Source organism: Streptomyces sp. NPDC048671 (genome assembly GCF_055587045.1).
On sequence record NZ_JBVJHB010000005.1, the window covers coordinates 69,282 to 92,819 of the forward strand.

Annotated in this window: 16 protein-coding genes and 1 pseudogene; 14 read left to right on the forward strand and 3 right to left on the reverse strand. The window is 72.2% G+C overall.

Annotated features, from left to right (window positions below; all coding sequences use genetic code 11):
- Positions 1-32 precede the first annotated feature (32 nt).
- From ACZ6S6_RS11350 to ACZ6S6_RS11365, 4 genes are all read left to right on the forward strand, one after another.
- A complete protein-coding gene (locus ACZ6S6_RS11350) occupies positions 33-641 on the forward strand; it encodes a CGNR zinc finger domain-containing protein (protein ID WP_469705584.1) in 609 nt (202 codons plus the stop codon).
- Positions 642-1,030: 389 nt separating this feature from the next.
- Positions 1,031-3,340, forward strand: coding sequence for a HelD family protein (locus ACZ6S6_RS11355; RefSeq protein WP_469705586.1), 2,310 nt, complete (start codon positions 1,031-1,033; stop codon positions 3,338-3,340).
- A 519-nt stretch (positions 3,341-3,859) separates the two neighbouring features.
- Complete coding sequence (locus ACZ6S6_RS11360; RefSeq protein ID WP_362961345.1) at positions 3,860-5,293, forward strand: NAD-dependent malic enzyme; 1,434 nt, start codon at positions 3,860-3,862, stop codon at positions 5,291-5,293.
- A gap of 341 nt (positions 5,294-5,634) precedes the next feature.
- Entirely contained in the window at positions 5,635-5,916 is a 282-nt protein-coding gene (locus ACZ6S6_RS11365; protein WP_003968811.1) for an HU family DNA-binding protein, read from the forward strand.
- A 185-nt stretch (positions 5,917-6,101) separates the two neighbouring features.
- On the opposite strand, the gene murA is transcribed toward ACZ6S6_RS11365, so the two are convergent.
- The gene (gene murA / locus ACZ6S6_RS11370; protein WP_350996665.1) at positions 6,102-7,442 is read right to left on the reverse strand and encodes a UDP-N-acetylglucosamine 1-carboxyvinyltransferase; all 1,341 of its coding nucleotides are present in this window, start codon (positions 7,440-7,442) and stop codon (positions 6,102-6,104) included.
- Between the two features lie 274 nt (positions 7,443-7,716).
- Between murA and ACZ6S6_RS11375 the strand changes: the two genes are divergently transcribed.
- From ACZ6S6_RS11375 to ACZ6S6_RS11420, 10 genes are all read left to right on the forward strand, one after another.
- Complete coding sequence (locus ACZ6S6_RS11375) at positions 7,717-8,277, forward strand: YqgE/AlgH family protein (protein WP_362961343.1); 561 nt, start codon at positions 7,717-7,719, stop codon at positions 8,275-8,277.
- Positions 8,278-8,307: 30 nt separating this feature from the next.
- Complete coding sequence (locus tag ACZ6S6_RS11380; protein WP_073723799.1) at positions 8,308-8,601, forward strand: DUF3039 domain-containing protein; 294 nt, start codon at positions 8,308-8,310, stop codon at positions 8,599-8,601.
- Positions 8,602-8,829: 228 nt separating this feature from the next.
- On the forward strand, positions 8,830-10,134 hold the full coding sequence (locus ACZ6S6_RS11385; RefSeq protein WP_469705080.1) for an extracellular solute-binding protein: 1,305 nt from the start codon (positions 8,830-8,832) through the stop codon (positions 10,132-10,134).
- Positions 10,135-10,136: 2 nt separating this feature from the next.
- Entirely contained in the window at positions 10,137-11,111 is a 975-nt protein-coding gene (locus ACZ6S6_RS11390) for a carbohydrate ABC transporter permease (RefSeq protein ID WP_469705082.1), read from the forward strand.
- Positions 11,108-11,956, forward strand: coding sequence for a carbohydrate ABC transporter permease (locus ACZ6S6_RS11395; RefSeq protein WP_362961337.1), 849 nt, complete (start codon positions 11,108-11,110; stop codon positions 11,954-11,956). Before ACZ6S6_RS11390 ends, ACZ6S6_RS11395 begins: the two co-directional genes overlap by 4 nt.
- Before the next feature lies 1 nt (position 11,957).
- Positions 11,958-13,601, forward strand: coding sequence for a beta-N-acetylhexosaminidase (locus ACZ6S6_RS11400; RefSeq protein ID WP_469705085.1), 1,644 nt, complete (start codon positions 11,958-11,960; stop codon positions 13,599-13,601).
- A 350-nt stretch (positions 13,602-13,951) separates the two neighbouring features.
- A complete protein-coding gene (locus ACZ6S6_RS11405) occupies positions 13,952-14,848 on the forward strand; it encodes an FAD binding domain-containing protein (RefSeq protein ID WP_073738181.1) in 897 nt (298 codons plus the stop codon).
- Positions 14,845-16,533 carry a (2Fe-2S)-binding protein gene (locus tag ACZ6S6_RS11410; RefSeq protein ID WP_469705088.1) on the forward strand — a complete coding sequence of 563 codons (1,689 nt, stop codon included), beginning with the start codon at positions 14,845-14,847 and terminating at the stop codon, positions 16,531-16,533. The genes ACZ6S6_RS11405 and ACZ6S6_RS11410 overlap by 4 nt, the downstream gene beginning before the upstream one ends.
- Complete coding sequence (locus tag ACZ6S6_RS11415) at positions 16,530-18,875, forward strand: xanthine dehydrogenase family protein molybdopterin-binding subunit (protein WP_362961329.1); 2,346 nt, start codon at positions 16,530-16,532, stop codon at positions 18,873-18,875. Before ACZ6S6_RS11410 ends, ACZ6S6_RS11415 begins: the two co-directional genes overlap by 4 nt.
- A 122-nt stretch (positions 18,876-18,997) precedes the next feature.
- Complete coding sequence (locus ACZ6S6_RS11420; RefSeq protein WP_362961327.1) at positions 18,998-20,227, forward strand: S8 family serine peptidase; 1,230 nt, start codon at positions 18,998-19,000, stop codon at positions 20,225-20,227.
- A gap of 4 nt (positions 20,228-20,231) precedes the next feature.
- On the opposite strand, the pseudogene ACZ6S6_RS11425 reads toward ACZ6S6_RS11420, so the two are convergent.
- A pseudogene (locus ACZ6S6_RS11425) lies at positions 20,232-21,218 on the reverse strand (serine/threonine-protein kinase); the annotation flags it as partial.
- 130 nt (positions 21,219-21,348) lie between these two features.
- Positions 21,349-23,535 carry a protein kinase domain-containing protein gene (locus ACZ6S6_RS11430; RefSeq protein WP_362961325.1) on the reverse strand — a complete coding sequence of 729 codons (2,187 nt, stop codon included), beginning with the start codon at positions 23,533-23,535 and terminating at the stop codon, positions 21,349-21,351.
- Positions 23,536-23,538 lie beyond the last annotated feature (3 nt).

The window sequence follows — 23,538 nt, forward strand, 5'->3', positions numbered from 1 at the left end:
ACGGCGGCCGGACCCAAGGCGGTGACATGCGCATGGCGACGCGCAAGGGCTCGTGCGACTGGCGGTTCGACGCCGGGCGGCTCTGTCTCGACCTGGTGGCGACGGGGGAGGGCAGCGCCGACGCCCCCGATCCGCTGGACCGGCCCGAGCGGCTCGCCCACTGGCTGGTGGCCTCCGGGGCCGTACCGCAGGGCACCCGGCTCGCGGCCGCGGACCACAACTGGCTCGTGCTCTTCCGTGAATTGAGGACCGCCGTCGACCGGCTGCTGACCGCACAACTCGGCGGCCGCGGAGCCGAGGGCGCCCTGGAGCGCGTCAACGCCCTCGCCGCCGGAGCGCCGCCCGCGGTGCGCGCCGTGCGCACCGGGAACGGCGCCCTGGTGCGCGGGCTCAGCACCGAACCCGACTGCCGGGCGCTGCTCGCCACCGTGGCACGCGACGCCGTGGAGCTGCTCACCGACCCGGCGGCCCTGGGCGGGCTGCGCCGCTGCGAGGGCGACAACTGCCGCCGGATCTACCTGGACACCTCGCGAGGCCGGCGCCGGCGCTGGTGCTCCAGCGAGGTGTGCGGGAACCGCGAACGGGTCGCCCGGCACCGGCGGCGCAACGCGGACCCGGCCGGCCCGCCCGCGAGGCCGTGACCCCGGAGCCCTGCCGCGCCCTGCTGAGGCCTCCCCGCCGGCCCTTCCGGCTCCGGGGCCGGGGCCGGGCACGATGCCGTGGGCGCGTGCGCCCCGGGAATCCTGGACGATGCCGACGCCACCGCCTTCGAGGCGCGTACGTCCCACGGGAAGCGGCTGGTGAGCGTCGGCGCGTAGCCACTTCGGCCCCGACCGCCCGGTCCGGGCGGGCCGCTGATCCGGCCGGCGAGATCACATGCTCGTGGCAGGTGCGCGACGGGCCCCGCGTCGCATAGGGTTGACGGCTGCCCAATGCACGTCAGAAGGGGGTCTCAGTGGCCGCGCAGGATGCCGCTGTCGATTCGTTGCGGGACCGGGAAATCGGTGTCGAGCAGGAACATCTCGACCATGTGTACCGCCGCCTCGAGGAGAAGATCCACGAGGCGGAATTTCTCATGACTGATGCCGTCAAACGCGGCCAGGTCGGGACACCCGGAGCGCTCGCCGAGCGCGACGCCCAGGTGTTCCGGGCCGGAATCCACCTCAACCGGCTGAACAGCGAGTTCGAGGACTTCCTCTTCGGAAGGATCGACCTGCTGCTCGGCAAGGACGGTGAGCGCGGCCCCGACGGCGCCTTCACCTCCGTGGAGCCGGCCGACGACGCAGTACGGGAGGACAGCACCGCCGACATCGCGGAGACGCTGCACATCGGCCGGATCGGGGTCCTCGACTCCGACTACGCGCCCCTGGTCATCGACTGGCGGGCGCCGGCAGCCGCGCCCTTCTACCGGTCGACGCCGAAGGAACCGGGCAGGGTGGTACGCCGCCGGGTCATCCGCTCCAAGGGCCGCAGGGTCCTGGGGGTCGAGGACGACCTGATGCGTCCCGAGCTGACCGCGTACCAGGGGGGCGAGAAGCTCCCCGTCATCGGGGACGGAGCGCTGATGGCGGCGCTCGGGCAGGCCCGCAGCCACACCATGCGGGACATCGTCTCCTCCATCCAGGCCGAGCAGGACATGGTGATCCGGGCGCCCGCCGCCTCGGTCACCGAGGTCTCGGGCGGTCCCGGCACCGGCAAGACCGCGGTCGCCCTGCACCGGGCCGCGTACCTGCTCTACCAGGACCGGCGGCGGTACGCGGGCGGCATCCTCGTCGTCTCGCCGACCCCGCTGCTCGTCGCGTACACCGAAGGGGTGCTGCCCTCGCTCGGTGAGGAGGGCCAGGTCGCGATCCGTGCGGTCGGCTCGCTGTCGGACGAGGCGGCGGGCACGGCGGGCGCCACCACCTACGACGAACCGGCCGTCGCCCGGATCAAGGGCTCGTCCCGGATCCTCCATGTGCTGCGCAAGGCGGCCCGCGGGGCGCTGGAACAGCCCACCGCGGCCCGGCCGGCCGCCGGGGACGACGGCCAGCTGGCGTTCGGGGACGCGGAGGAGGCCCCGCAGGAGGCCGCCACGCCCACCCGGCTGCGGGTGGTGGCCTTCGGCGCCCGGGTCGAGCTGAACGAGGACGAGCTCCGGCGCATCCGGAACAACGTCCTCAGCGGCACCGCACCGGTCAACCTGCTGCGCCCGCGCGCCCGCAAACTGCTGCTGGACGCGCTGTGGAGCAGGTCGTCCGGCCGGGGCCGCTACACCGATCAGGAGCTGGCCGCCGAACTGCGCTCGTCGTTCGACGAGGACGTCTCCACCGAGACGCCGTTCATCCGGTTCCTGAACGCCTGGTGGCCCGAGCTCACCCCGCGCGGGGTGCTCGCCGCGATGTCGGACGAGAAGCGGCTCGCCCGCTGGGCGCGCCGGACCCTCAACCAGGGCGAGGTGCGCCGGCTCGCGCGCTCCCTGAAGCGCCTCGACAGCGCGGGGCAGGGGCCGCTGTCCGTCCACGACGTGGCGATGCTGGACGAGTTGCAGTACCTGATCGGCACCCCGAACAGGCCGAAGCGCAAACGCGAGTTCGATCCGCTGGACCACCTCACCGGTCTGGAGGAGCTGATGCCGCAGCGGGAGGAGACCCAGTGGGAGCGGGCCGAACGGCTCGCGGCGGAGCGCACGGAGTACGCGCACGTCATCGTGGACGAGGCGCAGGACCTCACGCCCATGCAGTGGCGGATGGTCGGCCGCCGCGGCCGGCACGCCACCTGGACGATCGTCGGGGACCCGGCGCAGTCCTCCTGGTCCGACCCGGACGAGGCGGCCGCGGCGCGCGACGAGGCCCTCGGCAACCGTCCGCGCCGCCGGTTCACCCTGACCGTCAACTACCGGAACCCGGCGGAGATCGCCGAGCTCGCCGCCAAGGTCCTCGCGCTCGCGATGCCCGGCATGGAGTCACCGGCCGCCGTCCGCTCCACGGGCGTCCGGCCGCGCTTCGAGACCGTGCGGGACGGCGATCTGGCCGCGACCGTGCGCGAGGAGGCACGCCGGCTGCTCGGTGAGGTCGACGGCACGGTCGGTGTCGTCGTCGCGATGAACCGGCGGGTCCAGGCCCGCAAGTGGCTCGCGGAGCTCGGCGAACGGGTGGTCGCGCTGGGCAGCCTGGAGGCGAAGGGCCTGGAGTACGACGCCACGGTGGTCGTCTCGCCCGCGGAGATCGCGGACGAGTCCCCGGCGGGGCTGCGGGTGCTGTACGTCGCGTTGACGCGGGCCACGCAGCAGCTCACGGTCGTGTCGGGGGAGCGGGACCTGCCCGACGAGGACGGGGTGCCGGACCTGCTGAGGGACTGACGCGCCACCGGTACGGCAGCGGGCCGAGGGGCCCTTTCCGGGTCAACCCGCGCCGAGGGAATCACTTCTCCGGGGGGTTTGTTAGCCTGGAGTCGGCATCGGCTCGATCCAAGCCCCCGGGCCCAACCTTAGTCGCTTCGAGCGACCACTTGCCGCGAGGCGAGCATGGCGGGCCGGTGCCGCTTGACCGAAGAAACAGACCCGCGTCGCCTCCCGGTGACGCGGGTCTGTTTCTGTTCAGGGGGCCGGACGCTGCTTCTGTTCACGGGGCCGGACGCGGCCCTGACGGGGCCCGGATGTGGCCCGAATGCGTCGGGGCGCAGGGTGGGACGCGGGCCCGCCGGGGGTTCCGCTGGAGCCCTCATATCTCGTATGGTGGAAAATGCTTTCCGAAGTGCGGCAGTCATTACCGGCTACCCACCGGTAGGTGCGAATATCTGAAAGCGTGTGCGGGGCTGTTCTCGTTTTTGCCGCCCCGGCCGCGTAGCAATGAAGCTAAGGAAAGCGAAGGACTCGGCCATGGCAACGGCGCCCAGCGTCTCGTACTCGATGACGGTCAGGCTGGAGGTGCCCGCGAGCGGCACAGCGGTCTCCCAGCTCACCACGGCCGTGGAGTCCTCAGGTGGTTCGGTCACCGGCCTCGACGTGACCGCTTCCGGCCACGACAAGCTTCGGATCGACGTCACGATCGCGGCCTCCTCCACCTCGCACGCCGACGAGATCGTCGAAGGCCTGCGCGACATCGAGGGCGTCGTCCTCGGCAAGGTGTCCGACCGTACGTTCCTGATGCACCTCGGCGGCAAGATCGAGATGCAGTCGAAGCACCCCATCCGCAACCGTGACGACCTCTCGATGATCTACACCCCCGGTGTGGCCCGGGTCTGCATGGCGATCGCCGAGAACCCCGAGGACGCCCGCCGCCTCACCATCAAGCGCAACTCCGTCGCAGTCGTGACGGACGGTTCCGCGGTGCTCGGCCTCGGCAACATCGGCCCGATGGCCGCTCTCCCGGTGATGGAGGGCAAGGCGGCCCTCTTCAAGCGGTTCGCCGGCATCGACGCCTGGCCGATCTGCCTGGACACCCAGAACACCGACGAGATCGTCGCGATCGTCAAGGCGATCGCACCCGGCTTCGCGGGCATCAACCTGGAGGACATCTCCGCGCCGCGCTGCTTCGAGATCGAGGCCCGGCTGCGCGAGGCCCTGGACATCCCCGTCTTCCACGACGACCAGCACGGCACCGCCATCGTCGTGCTGGCCTCGCTGACCAACGCGCTGCGCGTGGTGGGCAAGGCCATCGGGGACGTGCGGGTCGTCATGTCCGGCGCCGGGGCGGCCGGTACGGCCATCCTGAAGCTCCTCATCGCCGCGGGCGTCAAGCACGCGGTCGTCGCCGACATCCACGGAGTGGTGCACGCGGGCCGCGAGGACCTGGTCTCCGCCGCGCCCGACTCGCCGTTGCGCTGGATCGCCGACAACACCAACCCGGAGTCCGTCACCGGCACCCTCAAGCAGGCTGTCGTGGGCGCCGACGTCTTCATCGGCGTCTCGGCCCCGAACGTGCTGGACGGGGGCGATGTCGCGGCCATGGCGGAGGGCGCGATCGTGTTCGCGCTCGCGAACCCGGACCCCGAGGTCGACCCCGCGGTAGCCCGCGAGACGGCGGCGGTCGTGGCCACCGGCCGCTCCGACTTCCCCAACCAGATCAACAACGTCCTGGTCTTCCCCGGCGTCTTCCGCGGACTTCTGGACGCCCAGTCCCGCGCCGTCAACACGGAGATGATGCTCGCCGCCGCGCACGCCCTCGCCGATGTCGTCGCCCCGGACGAGGTGAACGCGAACTACATCATCCCGTCGGTCTTCAACGACAAGGTCGCCGGAGCGGTCGCCGGAGCCGTCCGGGACGCCGCCAAGTCGACCGGCGCGGCTGTGACGGGTCCCACGTCCGTCTGATGTTTGGCGCGTCGCGGGTCGCGGCGCCCCAAACGCCCCTTTAGGGTGGGCGGGCGACGCGTCCCGCGGAGCCCCGCACCCGCTGCGGATCGTTTTCGGGGAGTCGACGGAACGTCACCACGACGAGGCAGTGGCGCTTTTCGTGTGACTCCGGAGGGTGCCGGATTGGCTTTCCCGCCGCAGGTGGGGGCAGGATGCTTTCCCAAGGACTTCGTCCGGGGGGAGACCCCACGGGGCGCGAGGGTCTAACACGGACCCGAGTCCGGGGACTGTCCGAGGGCCCTGGCAGCATCGGCTTCGATCTCACGCCTCACAGGCAAGAAGAACACGGGAGTAACAACATGAACCGCAGTGAGCTGGTGGCCGCCCTGGCCGACCGCGCCGAGGTGACTCGCAAGGACGCCGACGCCGTGCTGGCCGCGCTCGCCGAGACCGTCGGTGAGATCGTCGCCAAGGGCGACGAGAAGGTCACCATCCCCGGTTTCCTGACCTTCGAGCGCACCCACCGTGCCGCTCGCACCGCGCGTAACCCGCAGACCGGCGACCCGATCAACATCCCGGCCGGCTACAGCGTGAAGGTCTCCGCGGGCTCGAAGCTCAAGGAAGCCGCCAAGGGCAAGTAACACCCCCTGGGCACGACGAAGGGCGGTCACCCCGACCAGGGTGGCCGCTCTTTGGCGTACGGGCCGCAGAAGGGCCGTTCCTGGCCCCTGAGGGCCCTGCGTTGCCGTTGCCGGCCCCCGGCGACAGACGGGCGGGGGCCCGGGGCAGTGCCCCGAACCCCCGCCCGTCTGTCCGTACGCGCGTGTCAGACGAGTGAACCGCCCGGCAGCTCGACCTTCGCGCCGAGCTTCTCCAGCTTGTCCATGAAGTTCTCGTAGCCGCGGTTGATCAGGTCGATCCCGTGCACCCGGGACGTCCCCTGCGCCGCCAGAGCGGCGATCAGGTACGAGAAACCGCCGCGCAGGTCCGGGATGACCAGATCCGCGCCCTGGAGCTTCGTCGGCCCGGAGACGACCGCGGAGTGCAGGAAGTTGCGCTGTCCGAAGCGGCAGTCGGAGCCGCCCAGGCACTCGCGGTAGAGCTGGATGTGCGCACCCATCTGGTTGAGCGCCGAGGTGAAGCCGAGCCGGGACTCGTACACCGTCTCGTGGACGATCGACAGGCCCGCGGCCTGCGTCAGCGCCACGACCAGCGGCTGCTGCCAGTCCGTCTGGAAGCCGGGGTGCACGTCCGTCTCCAGCGCGATGGCGTTCAGCGCGCCGCCCGGATGCCAGAAGCGGATGCCCTCGTCGTCGATCTCGAAGGCACCGCCGACCCGGCGGAAGGTGTTCAGGAACGTCATCATCGAGCGCTGCTGCGCCCCGTGGACGTAGATGTTGCCCTCGGTCGCCAGTGCCGCGGACGCCCAGGAGGCGGCCTCCAGGCGGTCCGGGATGGCCCGGTGGGTGTAGCCGTCGAGACGGTCGACACCGGTGATCCGGATGGTCCGGTCGGTGTCCATGGAGATGATCGCGCCCATCTTCTGCAGTACGCAGATGAGGTCCTCGATCTCCGGCTCCACGGCCGCGTTGGAAAGCTCGGTGACGCCCTCGGCGAGCACCGCCGTCAGCAGCACCTGCTCGGTGGAGCCCACCGACGGGTACGGCAGCCGGATCTTGGTGCCGCGCAGCCGCTGCGGGGCCTCCAGGTACTGGCCGTCCGCCCGCTTCTCGATCGTCGCGCCGAACTGGCGCAGCACGTCGAAGTGGAAGTCGATCGGCCGGCCGCCGATGTCGCAGCCGCCGAGCCCCGGGATGAACGCGTGGCCCAGCCGGTGCAGCAGCGGGCCGCAGAAGAGGATCGGGATGCGCGACGAGCCCGCGTGGGCGTCGATGTCGGCGACGTTCGCGCTCTCGACGTGCGTGGGATCGAGGATCAGCTCGCCCGGTTCGTCACCCGGACGGACCGTCACGCCGTGCAGCTGGAGGAGCCCGCGGACCACCCGCACATCGCGGATGTCGGGCACGTTGCGGAGTCGGCTGGGCCCGCTGCCGAGCAGCGCGGCGACCATTGCCTTCGGCACCAGGTTCTTGGCGCCTCGGACGCGGATCTCGCCCTCCAGCGGGGTTCCGCCGTGGACAAGCAGGACATCGTCTGTGCCGGTCATGAATCTCGCGTTCCGGAGTGGTCGGGCAGGGGGCCAATCGAAAGGGTAATGGCCGTGCGCCCCCCTTCCGTAAGAAAGCGGGGGGTGTACGAACGTCATGAATCCGCCACAACACGCTCCGCGTCCTGGATCTTGCGGAGGGTGACCGTCCGGATGGGTGCCCGGCTGTGCGCTCCTCGTGCACCAGTGCGCCCTGAGCTGCGCTCGGGCACCCGGGGCGACGACCGGGTGACTTGGCCCCCGTGAAAGCCGAAGATGCGGGATCATTTCTGGCATGACCGAGGTGTCCTCGCTCACAGGGCGGCTGCTCGTGGCCGCACCCGCCCTGGCGGACCCGAATTTCGACCGCGCGGTGGTGCTGCTCCTCGACCACGACGAGGAGGGCTCGCTCGGCGTGGTCCTGAACCGCCCGACCCCGGTCGGGGTCGCCGACATCCTGGCGTCCTGGGCCGGTCTGGCCGGTGAACCCGATGTCGTCTTCCAGGGCGGCCCGGTCTCCCTCGACTCCGCGCTCGGGGTGGCGGTGATCCCCGGGGAGGAGGGCCCCCTCGGCTGGCGCCGGGTGTACGGGGCGATCGGCCTGGTGGACCTGGAGGCGCCCCCCGAGCTGCTGGCCGCGGCCCTCGGCTCGCTGCGGATCTTCGCCGGTTACGCCGGCTGGGGGCCCGGACAGCTGGAGGCGGAACTCTCCGAGGGCGCCTGGTACGTCGTCGAGTCGGAGCCGGGGGACGTCTCGTCGCCGCGCCCGGAGAGCCTCTGGAGGGCCGTCCTGCGCCGTCAGCGCAGCGAACTGGCCATGGTCGCCACGTACCCGGACGACCCTTCGCTGAACTGATCCCCCGGGCTTTCAGTACGCTTGGCGGTTATGAGCACTCTTGAGCCCGATCGCGGGGCAGGTACGGGAACCCTCGTGGAGCCGACGCCACAGGTGTCGAACGGCGACGGCGACCACGAGCGCTACGCCCATTACGTCCAGAAGGACAAGATCATGGCGAGTGCCCTTGAGGGCACTCCCGTGGTGGCGCTGTGCGGCAAGGTCTGGGTGCCGGGGCGCGACCCCAAGAAGTACCCGGTGTGTCCCATGTGCAAGGAGATCTACGAGTCCATGGGCGCCGGTGGCGACAAGGACAAGGGCAAGGGCGGCAAGGACAAGAAGTAGTCCGCAGCAGCAGAACCGACCTTCCGGGAGAACCCCCGGGGCACGCAGCCGCGTGCCCCGGGGGTTCTCCGCTGTTCCGGGCCCGCGGCGTTGCACGGGGTGCTTCCGCGGGTCACAGAGTGGTTGAGACCACTTGTCGGCGACTTCGTCTGGACCTACCCTCCTGCAAGTTGTGCAGAACGAAACGCGCGTTGCGCATGTTGCAACGACTACCGGTAGGGGTCCCGGATGAAGCTTTCTGCCCGAATCGCCGCCCCGGTTGCGGCGCTTGTGCTGGCGGGTCTCACCGCCACCGCCTGCGCACCGCAGACCTCCGACACCGGCGCCAAGGGGGACGAGAAGACCGGCACGCTGCGTGTCTGGCTGTTCCAGGAGGTGGGCAACAAGCCCAAGGAGAAGGTCGTCGACGCCGCGGTCGCGGACTTCGGGAAGGCCCACGAGGGCGCGAAGGTCGAGATCGAGTACATACCCGTCGAGACCCGCGCCCAGCGCGTCAAGGCCGCGTTCAACGACCCCAAGAGCGCGCCGGACCTGATCGAGTACGGCAACACCGACACCGCCGGCTACGTGAAGGACGGCGGACTGGCCGATGTCAGCGCCGAGTTCGGTGCCTGGGCGGACGCCAAGGACACCGACCCGACCGCCAAGCAGTCCGTGACCGTGGACGGGAAGGTCTACGGGGCCCCGCTCTTCGTCGGCGTCAGGGCGTTGTACTACCGCACCGACGTCTTCGAGGACCTGGGCATCGGGGCGCCCAAGTCCCAGGCGGAGCTGATCTCCACCGCGAAGAAGATCCACCGGAAGAAGCCCGGCCTGTACGGACTCGCGGTCGGCGGCGCGTACACCTACGGCGCGATGCCGTTCATCTGGGCCAACGGCGGCGAACTGGCCGACGGGAGCGGCGCCTCGTACAAGGCGGCCATCAACAGCGCGAAGGCCCGCAAGGGCATCGCCGCCTACACCTCGCTCTTCGGCGACGCCAACTGCCCGGCCGCCAAGTGCGCCGCCATGGGCGGCAACGCGACCGTCACCGCCTTCGCCTCCGGTAAGGCGGCCATGGCCATCGGCGGCGACTTCAGCCACGCGGCCGTCGAGGCCGGCACGGTGAAGGGCAAGTACGCGGTCGTGCCGCTGCCGGGCCTGGCCGAGAACTCCGTCGCCCCGGCGTTCGCGGGCGGCAACAACATCGGCGTACTGAAGAGCAGCGGGCACCGCACCCTCGCCGTCGACCTGATGAAGTCGCTGACCGGCAAGGAGACCCAGGCGAAGATGTTCGACGCGATGGGCTTCCTGCCCACGTACACGGACGTGCTGGCGGCGGCCGCGAAGAAGGAGCCGTTCGTCGAACCGTTCGTCAGGACACTCGGTGCGGGCGCCAAGTTCGTCCCGGCCTCGCCCGCCTGGGGCCAGATCGACTCCTCGATGATCCTGCCGACGATGTTCCAGGAGATCGTCAGCGGCCGTAAGGACGTGGCCGGTGCCTCGGACGACGCCGCGAAGAAGATGGACGCCGCGTTCGCCGACGCGGGCTGACGATGACGGCGAACAGCACGGCGTACAAAACGCCCCGCACACCCGGAGCGGGCAGGGGCGCCCCCCGCCCGCTCCGGCGCCGCCCCCCGGCCTCCCTGGCCCGGCGGTCCGGCTGGACCCCCTGGCTCTACCTGCTGCCCGCGCTCGTCCTCCTCGGCGGGCTGCTGGTCTACCCGATCTACCAGCTCGGCCTGATCTCCTTCCTGGAGTACACCCAGGCCCAGGTGAGCGGAGGTGAGCCGGCCACCTTCCAGGGGTTCGGCAACTACGCGACGCTCTTCCACGACAGCCAGTTCTGGCAGGTGCTGCTGGCCACCGTGGTCTTCGCGGCGGTCTGCGTGCTGGCCACCCTGCTCGTCGGCTGCGCGCTGGCCGTCCTGCTGACCCGGGTGCGGGCCCTGCCGCGGCTCGCGCTGATGATGGCCGCGCTCGGCGCCTGGGCGACCCCCGCGATCACCGGGTCGACCGTCTGGGTCTTCCTCTTCGACGCCGACTTCGGGCCGGTCAACCGGGTGCTGGGGCTCGGCGACTTCTCCTGGACGTACGGGCGCTACAGCGCCTTCGCACTGGTGCTCCTCGAAGTCCTGTGGTGCTCGTTCCCGTTCGTGATGGTCACCGTGTACGCGGGCATCCGGGCGATCCCCACCGAGGTGCTGGAGGCGGCGGCGCTGGACGGTGCCTCGCAGTGGCGGATCTGGCGGTCGGTCATGGCGCCGATGCTGCGGCCGATCCTGATCGTCGTCACCATCCAGTCGATCATCTGGGACTTCAAGGTCTTCACCCAGATCTACGTCATGACCAACGGCGGCGGCATAGCCGGCCAGAACCTGGTGCTCAACGTGTACGCGTACCAGAAGGCGTTCGCGTCCTCGCAGTACAGCCTCGGCTCGGCGATCGGCGTCGTGATGCTGGTCATCCTGCTGGCGGTCACGCTGGTCTATCTGCGCCTGGTGAGGCGCCAGGGGGAGGAACTGTGAGCCTGCCGTCCCTGTCGCGCGTCCGCCGGCCCGGCCGGCTCGCCGCCGAGGCCGCGGCCCTGCTGATCGCCGCCGCCGTGGCCTTCCCGCTGTACTGGATGGTGCTCTCGGCCCTCAAACCGGCCGGCGAGATCCAGTCCGCGCACCCCAGGCCGTGGACGCTCTCGCCGTCCCTGGACTCCTTCCGCCGGGTCTTCCAGCAGCAGGACTTCGGGCGCTACTTCCTCAACAGCCTGCTCGTCGCGGGCACGGTCGTCATCGTCTCCGCGCTGATCGCCTTCCTGGCGGCGACGGCGGTGACCCGGTTCAGATTCCGCTTCCGCACCACACTGCTGATCATGTTCCTGGTCGCGCAGATGGTGCCGGTCGAGGCGCTGACGATCCCGCTGTTCTTCCTGATGCGGGACTTCGGCCAGCTGAACACGCTCGGCTCGCTGATCCTGCCGCACCTCGCCTTCTCGCTGCCGTTCGCGATCTGGATGCTGCGCGGCTTCGTCAAGGCCGTCCCGGACGCACTGGAGGAGGCGGCGTACATCGACGGGGCGAGCCGGGCCCGCTTCCTGTGGCAGATCCTCTTCCCGCTGGTCTTCCCCGGACTGGTGGCGACCAGCGTCTTCTCGTTCATCTCGACCTGGAACGACTTCCTTTTCGCGAAGTCGTTCATCATCAGCGACACCTCCCAGTCGACGCTCCCGATGGCGCTGCTGGTCTTCTTCAAACCCGACGAGAACGACTGGGGCGGGATCATGGCAGCCTCGACGGTGATGACCGTTCCCGTGCTGGTCTTCTTCGTACTCGTACAGCGACGCCTGGTCTCAGGACTGGGCGGAGCGGTTAAGGACTGACGTGGTCAATCTGATCCCGGCGCCCCTGAGCGCCGAATACCTCACCGATGCGGCCGGCTTCGTTCTGGATCAGGACACCGTGATCGACGCGCCATCGGGCACCGAGGGGGTCGCGCGCCTGCTGCGTGCCACCCTGGGCGCCGCGACCGGGCTGCCGCTCGCACCGGGCGGGGGCGACTCCGGGCGGGCGATCCGGCTGCGGCTCGACCCCGGGGCAGCGGACGGACAGGGGCCCGAGGGCTACCTGCTCGCCGTGGACGCCGACGCCGTCACCCTGCGGGCCGCGGCCCCGGCCGGGCTGCACTGGGGCATCCAGACGCTGCGCCAGCTGCTCGGCCCGGAGGCCTACCGGCAGGCGCCGGTGAACCCGGACCGGGTCTGGACCGTACCGAGCTGCACCGTCCGGGACCGCCCGCGCTTCGCCTGGCGCGGCATGATGCTCGACGTGTCACGGCACTTCATGCCCAAGACCGACGTCCTGCGCTACCTCGACCTCCTCGCCGCCCACAAGCTGAACGTCTTCCACTTCCACCTCACCGACGACCAGGGCTGGCGCATCGAGATCAAGCGCCACCCGCGCCTGACCGAGGCCGGCTCCTGGCGCTCGCGCACGAAGCACGGCCACCGGGCCTCCGAACTCTGGGACGACACCCCGCACGGCGGTTTCTACACGCAGGACGACATCCGCGAGATCGTGGCGTACGCCGCCGCCCGGCACATCCGTGTCGTCCCCGAGATCGACATCCCGGGCCACTCGCAGGCGACCATCACCGCCTACCCGGAGCTCGGCAACACCGACGTCATCGACACCGCCGCCCTCTCCGTCTGGGACGACTGGGGCGTCGCCCCGAACGTACTCGCCCCCACCGAGACCACCCTGCGCTTCTTCGAGGGCGTCTTCGAGGAGGTCCTCGAACTCTTCCCCGCCGCCACCTCGCCGTTCATCCACGTCGGCGGCGACGAGTGCCCCAAGGACCAGTGGAAGCAGTCGCCGACGGCCCAGGCGCGCATCAAGGAACTCGGTCTGGCCGACGAGGACGAGCTGCAGTCCTGGTTCATCCGGCACTTCGACCGCTGGCTCACCGCACGGGGCCGCCGTCTCATCGGCTGGGACGAGATCCTGGAGGGCGGGCTCGCCGAGGGGGCGGCCGTCTCCTCGTGGCGAGGTTACGCGGGCGGCATCGCCGCCGCCGAGGCCGGGCACGACGTCGTGATGTGTCCGGAGCAGCAGGTCTACCTGGACCACCGTCAGGACGGCGGCCCCGACGAGCCGATGCCGATCGGCTACGTCCGCACCCTGGAGGACGTGTACCGCTTCGAACCGGTTCCGCCGGGCCTCTCCGAGGAGGCGGCCCGGCACATCCTCGGCACCCAGGCCAACGTCTGGACCGAGGTCATGCAGAACCGGGCCCGCGTCGACTACCAGGTCTTCCCGCGCCTCGCCGCCTTCGCCGAGGTCGCCTGGTCGGCCCTGCCCGCCTCCGAGGACCGGGACTTCGCCGGCTTCGAGCGGCGGATGGCCACGCACTACGGGCGACTTGACGCGCTCGGCGTCGACTACCGGCCGCCGGGCGGTCCGCTGCCCTGGCAGCGGCGGCCCGGCATCCTGGGACGCCCGATCGAGGGAGCGCCCCCGCGCGTGTGAGCCCGCGCGAAGGGAGCGGTTCCGGCTGCCGCGGCAGCCGGAACCGCTCCCTTCCGCGTTGTTCCGGCACAGCTTCCCGCCCGTCCTCCCGCACTCTCCCGTGGCTCTGCCATGACTCTCCCGTGGAACGGAGTAAGCCGTACAAGCTCGCTGAATAGTGGCAATTCGCACTCCGCGCCGAAGAGGTGCGAATCGGGACCATCCCCCTGGCCAGGGACGGATACTCCCTTCGCGGACCCTCGCGTCGGGCCGGTCCGAAGATGTGCCAGAGTTGCCACGTCCAGGCTTTGAGCACGTACCGTACGGCGAAACAGACGGGACAGCCGGGACACCGGGAAGGGGCAGCTGGGTTGACCACGCAAGCACCGCAGGCGACGCAGTCCGTCACGCTGCCGGCCTCGCTGGACGAGGCAGTGGCGGCACTCGGCGCCATGCCTGCCGCCGTCCCCGTGGCAGGCGGCACGGACCTGATGTCGGCTGTCAACAAGGGCCTCCTGCGCCCCTCCGGGCTGGTCGGCCTCGGCCGGATCAGCGAACTCCGGGGCTGGCACTACCAGGACGGCCACGCCCTGCTCGGCGCCGGACTCACCCACGCCCGCATGGGGCGCCCCGACTTCGCCGCCCTCATTCCGGCCCTGGCCGCGTCCGCGCGCGCCGCGGGACCGCCCCAGATCCGCAACGCCGGAACGCTCGGCGGCAACATCGCCACCGCCGCCCCGACCGGCGACGCCCTGCCGGTGCTCGCCGCGCTGGAGGCCGAGCTGGTCATCGCGGGCCCCGGCGGCGCCCGCCGCGAGATCCCGGTCTCGCACCTGCTGGCAGGCCGCGAGATGCTGGAGCCCGCCGAACTGATCGGCTTCGTCCGCGTCCCGCTGCTGCACGCCCCGCAGGTCTTCCTCAAGGCGACCGGACGCACCGGCCCCGGCCGTGCCACCGCTTCCGTCGCGATCGTCCTCGACCCGGCCCGGCGCGGAGTGCGCTGCGCGGTCGGCGCCATCGCACCGATGCCGCTGCGGCCGCTGGAGGCCGAACGCTGGATCGCCTCGCTGATCGACTGGGACGGTGAACGGGGCCTGGCGCCCGACGCGCTGGCCGCCTTCGGCGAGTACGTCGCCGCCGCCTGCATCCCGGACGAGCCACCGCCCGCCGACGGGGGAGAGGCGCCACCGCTGTCCCCCGCCGTACTGCACCTGCGGCGCACCGTCGCCGCGCTGGCCCGACGCGCACTGGGGAGGGCACTGTCGTGAGCAACGAGGACCACACCGAACAGCACGGGGGATGGGAGCCGACCCCCCAGAGCGGCGAGTACGACGCCGAGGCGACCGCCTTCGTCCACCTGCCGCCGGAGGACCTGGCGAACATCCCGCTGGCCGCGCCCGGCCAGGGCTACGTGCCGCCGATGATCCTTCCGCTGACCCCGGCCGCCGGGACCGACCCGGCAGCCACCGGCAGCTGGGTCGTCCGGACACCGGACCAGCAGGACCGGCCGGACCGCCGTACGGAGGCGGACCAGCCGGCCCCCGAGACGGTGCACTGGCCCGACCCGAACCAGCAGCAGACGCCGTACGGATACCCGCAGCCCCCGCACCAGCCGCATCCCCCGCACCAGCCGCATCCCCCGCACCAGCCGCAGGCGCCCGGGGAGCAGTACCCGGACCGGTACCGCGACAACCGGGCCGACACCGGCCAGTGGAACTTCGCCGAGTCAGCCGGGTCCGCCGGGTCAGCCGGGTCCGCCGAGCCCGCGGGGCACACCGGTCAGTGGCAGATCCCGGTCGCCGACGGCGATCTCCCGGAGGAGTCCGGCGAGTTCTCGGCCTCCGCGCTGGCCGCCGGCTGGTACGCGGACCGGCCCCCGCCGGCCACCCTGCCCGGCGGCGCGCCCGCGCCCTGGGCGACACCGGAGCCGGAGCCCGCGGCCGGGGACGACATCCCGCCGCAGGGGACGGACCCCGGAACACCGGACGCGCCGGACGACACCGCGGAAGCGGACGGAAACGCCGACGCGCCGCCCCCGGAGCCGACCGCCGGCACGCACGAGGCCGGACACGAGCCCGGACACGACGCCGGACACGAAGTCCCGCCGGAGGCAGCCCTCCAGGACGCACCGCACCCCGGCACGGAGCCCCCCGGCACAGCCGAACCGGTCGTCGAACCGGTCGTCGAAGCGGCACTTGACACCGCGACGGCACCGGACGCCGAGGTCACGGACGTCGAGACGGCACCGGACGCGGACGTCACGGACGCCGACGCCATGGACCCCGACGCGATGGACGCGGACGCCACGGACCCCGACGCCGCCCCGGCCGCCCCGCTCGACCTGCCCAGCGAACACCCCGCCGCCTCGTACCTGCTGCATGTGAACGGCGCCGACCGCCCCGTCACCGACGCCTGGATCGGCGAGTCGCTGCTCTACGTGCTGCGCGAGCGCCTCGGCCTCGCCGGGGCCAAGGACGGCTGCTCGCAGGGTGAGTGCGGTGCCTGCAACGTCCAGGTGGACGGCCGTCTCGTGGCCTCCTGCCTGGTCCCCGCGGCCACCGCGGCGGGCAGCGAGGTCCGTACCGTCGAAGGTCTGGCCGTCGACGGCGAGCCGTCCGACGTACAGCGGGCGCTGGCCGACTGCGGAGCCGTGCAGTGCGGCTTCTGCATCCCGGGAATGGCGATGACCGTCCACGACCTGCTGGAGGGCAACCACGCCCCCAGCGAGCTGGAGACCCGCCAGGCGCTCTGCGGCAACCTCTGCCGCTGTTCCGGCTACCGGGGCGTGCTCGACGCCGTGAACGAGGTCATCGCGGGCCGCGAGGCCGCCTCCGAGGCGGCCTCGGCGCCCGTAACGGAATCCGCGGAACAGGACGAGGCCCGCATCCCGCACCAGGCGGCCCCCGGCGCGGGTAGTGTGCAGGCCCATCTGCAGGACGGAGGCCTGGCGTGAGCAACGACGCAGCCACCGCGGCCGGCGCGACCCACACGGCGATCAGCATCCCTTCACTGGACGGCCCGGACGGCCCCGGGACCGAGCAGCCGCTGTTCGGCCTGGGCGCCTCGCTGCCGCCGGCCGACGCCCGCGCCAAGACCGAGGGCACCTTTCCCTACGCCGCCGACCTGTGGGCCGAGGGACTGCTCTGGGCGGCCGTGCTCCGCTCTCCGCACCCTCATGCCCGCATCCTGTCGATCGACACCTCGGCCGCCGTAGAGATGCCGGGCGTACGCGCGGTCGTCACCCACGAGGACGTCCCCGGCGAGAGCGCCTACGGGCGTCGTGTCGTGGACCGCCCGGTCTTCGCCTCCGAACTGGTCCGCCACCACGGCGAGCCGATCGCCGCGGTCGCCGCCGACCACCCCGACACGGCCCGGCTGGCCGCCGCCGCCATCGCCGTCGAGTACGAGGTGCTGGAACCGGTCACCGACCCGGAGAAGGCATTCGCCGCCGAACCGCTGCACCCCGACGGCAATCTGATCCGCCACATCCCGCTGCGCTACGGCGACCCGGAGATCGTGGGCGAGGTCATCGTCGAGGGCCTGTACCGCATCGGCCGCCAGGACCCGGCGCCCATCGGTGCCGAGGCCGGGCTCGCCGTGCCCCGCCCCGACGGCGGCGTCGAGATCTACACCGCCTCCACCGACCCGCACACCGACCGCGACCTCGCCGCCGCCTGCTTCGGCCTCGAACCCGACCGGGTGAAGGTCGTCGTCACCGGCGTCCCCGGCGCGACCGGCGACCGCGAGGACCCCGGATTCCAGCTCCCGCTGGGCCTGCTCGCCCTGCGCACCGGCTGCCCGGTCAAACTGGCCGCCACCCGCGAGGAGTCCTTCCTCGGCCACGCGCACCGCCACCCGACCCTGCTCCGCTACCGCCACCACGCGGACGCCGAGGGCCGTCTGGTGAAGGTCGAGGCGCAGATCCTCCTCGACGCGGGCGCGTACGCCGACGCCTCGTCCGAGTCGCTGGCCGCCGCCGTCGCGTTCGCCTGCGGCCCCTACGTCGTCCCGCACGCCTTCATCGAGGGCTGGGCCGTCCGTACGAACAACCCGCCGTCCGGCCACGTCCGGGGCGAGGGCGCGATGCAGGTCTGCGCCGCGTACGAGGGCCAGATGGACAAGCTGGCCGCCAAGCTCTCCATCGACCCGGCCGAGCTGCGGATGCGCAACGTCCTGTCCACCGGCGACATCCTGCCCACAGGACAGACCGTGACCTGCCCCGCCCCCGTCGCCGAACTCCTGGCTTCGGTACGGGACTTCCCGCTCCCCTCGCTCCCCAAGGACTCCCCGGAGGACGACTGGCTGCTGCCGGGCGGCCCGGAGGGCGCGGGCGAGCCCGGCGCGGTGCGGCGCGGCGTCGGATACGCGCTCGGCATGGTCCACATGCTCGGCGCCGAGGGCGCCGACGAGGTCTCCACGGCCACGGTCCGGGTCCACGACGGGGTCGCCACCGTCATCTGCGCCGCGGTCGAGACGGGCCAGGGCTTCTCGACGCTGGCCCGCCAGGTCGTCCAGGAGACCCTGGGCATCGAGGAGGTCCACGTGGCCTCCGTCGACACCGACCAGCCCCCGGCGGGCCCGGCCACGCACGGCCGTCACACCTGGGTCTCCGCCGGGGCGGTCGAACGCGCCGCGAAGATGGTCCGCACCCAGCTGCTCCAGCCGCTGGCCCACAAGTTCGGCATGTCCACCGAGCTGCTCCAGATCGCCGACGGCAAGATCACCTCGTACGACGGGGTGCTGTCCACGACCGTCACCGAGGCGATGGACGGCAAGGAGCTCTGGGCCACCGCCCAGTGCCGCCCGCACCCCACCGAGCCGCTCGACGAGTCCGGGCAGGGAGACGCCTTCGTGGGCCTCGCGTTCTGCGCGATCCGCGCGGTGGTGGACGTCGACATCGAGCTCGGCTCGGTCCGTGTCGTGGAGATGGCCGTCGCCCAGGACGTCGGCCGGGTCCTCAACCCGTCCCAGCTGGCGACCCGGATCGAGGCGGGCGTCACCCAGGGTATCGGCACCGCCCTGACGGAGAACCTCCGCACCGCACGCGGTCTGATCCGCCACCCCGACCTGACCGGTTACGCCCTGCCGACCTCCCTCGACGCGCCGGACATCCGCATCGTCAGGCTCGTCGAGGAACGCGATGTGGTGGCCCCCTTCGGCGCCAAGCCGGCTTCCGCGGCCCCCGTGGTGACGTCCCCGGCCGCCGTGGCCGCCGCGGTCCGCTCGGCCACCGGCCGCCCGATCAACCGGCTCCCGATCCGGCCCCAGGCAGCGGTCGCGGCCCCCAAGTCCTGAAGGCGGGACAATCCAATACAGGCCCTAAGGGGGAGGTTGCCGTGCTGCCGTGCGATCTGGACGCCAGGAAACCGGCGACATCCGGCCGGGCCCGAACGGGCCTGTTCCGTACGGTACTTCCGATGGCCGCGGCCCTGCTGGCGCTCGGGACGGGCACGGCGCCCGCACACGCGGACACCGTGCTCTCCGACCAGTGGCACCTCACCCGGATGAAGGCCCAGGAGATGTGGCGGACCAGCACCGGGAAGGGCGTCACGGTCGCGCTCATCGACACCCGGGTCGTCGCGGTCCCCGAGCTCTCCGGCCGGCTGCTGCCCGGCAAGGACTTCCGCAAGGGGACCGTCGCCGAGCGCCACGACTTCGGCACCACCGCCGCCTCCGTGATCGCCGGTACGGGCAAGGGGGCCGGCGGCCGGGACAGCGCGTACGGGCTCGCCCCCGGGGCGAAGGTGCTCCCGCTGGAGGTCTCCGACGGCCAGGGCACCAAGGAGCGGACCCTCGCCGCACAGAACGACGCGATCAACGCCGGAATCGCCCCGGCCCTCCGCTACGCGGCCGATTCGGAGGCGAAGATCATCAGTGTGTCGCTCGCCGCGTCCGCGGACGACGAGGCGGTGCGGTCGGCCGTGAACTACGCCCGGAGCAAGGGCAAGCTGATCTTCGCGGCCGTCGGTGAGGACACGATCGACCACCCGCTGGTGGGTTACCCGGCCGCGACGCCCGGAGTCGTCGGCGTCAGCGCCGTCGACAAGACCGCGACGAGCCTCAAGAAGGCGGGCACGGGCCTCGAAGTGGACCTCAGCGCCCCCGGCGAGGACATCATCAGTGCCTGCTCGGGTGGCGGCACGGGGCTGTGCAGGTCCAAGGGCACCGCGATGGCGACCGCGATCGTCTCCGCCTCCGCTGCGCTGATCTGGGCCGAGCACCCCGGGTGGACGGCCAACCAGGTCCTGCGCGTCATGATCGACACGGCCGGTGGCCCGAATAACGGGGCGGTGCGCAGCGACTACCTCGGATACGGGACCGTGCGTCCCCGTCTCGTGCTGAAGGATCCGGGCGACCCGGGGGCGGCCGACCGGGACCCCATCCCCGACTACCGCACCGCGTCGCCCAGCTCCGGGCCTTCGGGCTCCGGAGCGCCGTCGGCGACCGCGTTGGCGCCGGTCTCGCAGGAGCCCGAAGGCCCGGCGGCGGGCACACCCGCCGCCGCGGAGCCGGCCGACGGCCACAGCGGGGCCTTCTGGCTCGCGCTCGCGGTGTGCGCCGCGGGGCTGCTCTGCGTCGGCTTCGCGGTCCCGCCGCTGCTGGCCGGCCGGCGACGGGCCCGGCCGGCCGGGCTCAGTCGTCCTTGAGCCGCCAGGCGGCCGTGCCGCCGCCCACGGCGAGCACGGCCCCGCCGCCGGCGAGCGCGGTCAGGAAGCTGCGCCGGCTCCGGTCCATCGGACCGGCGCCGGCGCCGGCCGGGAGGAGGCGGGCCGCCTCGGACTCGTACCGGCCGATCAGTTCCGCCAGGTCCCCCTGCCGCCATACCTTCGCCGCCCGGCGCGGGGGAGCGAACGCGTGGGCGATCCGGTCCGGGCCCGGACGCGCGCCCGGATCCTTGGCGAGACAGGGCTCGACGAGGGCCCGCAACGGCTCAGGTACGTGTGACAACCGCGGCTGTCCGTGCACGACTTCGTACTGCACCACGGCAACGTGTCCGCCTGTGAAGGCGCGTTGGCCGCCCGCCGCGTACACCAGCACCGCGCCCAGCGAGAAGACGTCGGCGGCCGGGCCCACCCGGTGGCCGAGCACCTGTTCCGGGGCGCCGTAGCCGGGCGTGACGGGGATCTGGCCTGTGGTCGTGAGGGTGAGGCCGTGTTCCGGGCGGGCGATACCGAAGTCGATGATGCGGGGCCCGTCCGACGTCAGCACGATGTTCGCGGGCTTGAGGTCGCGGTGCACGAGGCCGGCAGCATGGATCTCCCGCAGGGCGCGGGCCAGGGCCGAGGCCAGGACGTGCACCGCGGCGGCGTCGAGCGGACCGTGGACGGCGACGGCCTGCTCCAGGTCGGGGCCGGCCAGGAATTCGGCTGCGATCCACGGTCGCCCGCCCTCGACCTGTGCGTCCAGCACCCGGGCCACGCCCGTACCGGTGACGGACCGTGCCGTGTGCGCTTCGCGGACGAAGCGCTGCACCAGCTGCTTGTCGTGGGCGAGTTCGGGCCGCAGTGACTTGACCGCGGCCCGGTGGCCGTGGCTGTCCTGACCGAAGTAGACCTTGCCCATCCCGCCCTCACCGAGCACGCGGAGCAGACGGTACGGGCCGAGCCGGAGCGGGTCTCCTGGGCCGAGCGGTTTCATGACGGTTCCTTCTCGCGGAAGTCGGTGAACTGGTCGGTGAGCGCGCGGCGTTCATGGTCTTTCGGCTGGGGCCGGGCGTGCCGTGCCGGTCGGTGGGGCCCGGTGCGATCCGGGCAGGGCCGGCCCCGGGTCAGCCGTCCAGCCGCAGGGCCTCCACCCCGCGCCGGTTACCGCTGCCGACGAGGATGTCCTTGCCGGGTGTGAGCGCGAAGGTGCGGATCGAGCTCTGGAGCGAGCGTACGTACGTGTGGCCGGCCAGCTCGATCGCTCCCAGCCCCGACTGGTCCCCGTAGTAGAGGTGCCCGCCGCAGACCACGGGTGGCGCTGCCCGGGTGGTCGCGCTGCCCTCGGGAACCATGACCTCCCAGAGGAGTTCGCCGCGCTTCGTCTCCACGGCGAGGATGCCCCGGTCGCCCTCGGCCGCGTACACCACACCGTCCCGCACGGTCGGCGGCCCGTAGTGGTCACTGCCGTCCGTCCGTTCACCGAACTCGCGGTCGCGGCCGAACGCCCACACCACCGCACCGTTGGACAGGGCGATCGAGTGGAGCACGGTCGACCCGATGTAGAGGTGTGTACCGTCGTCCGCCAGCTGCGCCCCGCTGCTCACCAGGGTGGAGTGCAAGTCGGCCGCCCCCGTCAAGGACGTCTGCCACAGCTGCTTGCCCGAGCCGGTGTCGAACGCGCTGAGCGCGAGGTCGAGCAGACTCTGACCGACCACGATCCGGTCCCCGGCGACCTTGCCGAACACCCCGATGTAGCGGCCGCCGTCCTTCCCCACATCGAGGGCGGTGTCCCAGCGGACCTTTCCCGTCCGTGCGTTCACCGCGTACAGATGCCGTCCGGACGACTCTGCTTGCCCGTCCCAGGTGGTCAGGTACACCGTGTCGGCGGTGGCGCAGAGGAGCTCGGCGCTCCTGTTCGTCGGCAGGCCCAGGTCCGAGAGCCTGGTCACCGTACGGTCCTGCTCGCCGGTGTCCGTGTCGACCGTGATGACCGCGTGACTGTCGGTGGTCATGCCGGTCGTCCAGTAGAGCTGGGAGCCGTCCGTGACGGCCGGGCTCTCGGACAACCCCTGGGAGAACGCCCAGCGCTCGCTGCCGTCCGCCGGGTCGATGCCGCGCAGTTGGTTCGCCGTGGCGACCACGATGCCCTTGCCCACGAACAGGGGCGGCATCGTGGCGTCGGCCTCCCCCTGGTCGCTGGTCCACAGCACGTCCCACGGTCCCGGCGGGGAACCGGCCGCGCCCGCACCGGACGCGGCCGACGCCGGTGCGTCGGACCTGCCGGACGCCAGCCACAGTCCGCCGCCCGCGACCGCCCCGGCCGCCGCCGCACCGGCCAGGGCCAGGAGCCCGCGGCGGGACAGCCGCGCGCGCCGAGGTGCCGGTGCGTCGGTGACGGCCGGCTCGTCGGGAGCCGGGAGCCGTTGCGGATACGGGTGCCAGACCTCCGCGGCGCGACGGGAGATCTCCGCGAGGAGCGGGTGGGGAAGATGGTCGGCGAACTCGCCGTGCCCGTCGTGGAGCGCGGCAGCCAGCTCCCCGGTGTCCGGGCGCAGCGCCGGATCCTTCGTCAGACAGCGGGCGAGCACCGCGGCCGGCCCCGCCGGTACGCCGGACAGGTCCGGATCGGCGTACCGGACGCGGTAGAGGAGATCGGCGGGCTGCCCGCTGCCGAACGGGCCGTGGCCCGTGGCGGCGAAGACGAGGACACCGGCGAGCGCGAACACGTCACCGGCCGGGGTGTGCTCCTGCCCGGTCGCCTGCTCGGGGGACATGAACGCCGGCGTTCCGGCGACCGCGCCCACCTGGGTGAGACGGTCGTCGCCGAGGGCGCGGGCGATGCCGAAGTCGATGACCTTCGGTCCGTACGCGGTGATCATGACGTTGGACGGCTTCAGGTCGCGGTGCACCACGTCGGAGCGGTGCAGCTGCCCGAGCGCGCCGCACAGCGCCGCACCCACGGCCCGTACGGCCGCCTCGGGCAGGGGGCCGCCCGCGGTCACCGCCTCGTCCAGGGGCGGGCCGAGGACGTACTCGGTCGCCAGCCAGGGCACCTGGGCGAGCGGATCGGCGTCGACGACCCGGGCGCCGTGAACGCCGCCGATCACCCGGGCCGCGTCGGTCTCCAGCCGGAACCGGGTGCGGAACGCGGCGTCGGCCGCGATGTGCACGTGCACCGTCTTGAGGGCGACGGTCGCGCCGCCGGGCGTACGGGCCAGGTACACCGTGCCCATGCCACCGCTGCCGAGCCGGGCGGCCAGCCGGTAGCCGCCTATGTGCGACGGGTCGTCGTGGAGCAGGGGTTCGATCATCGG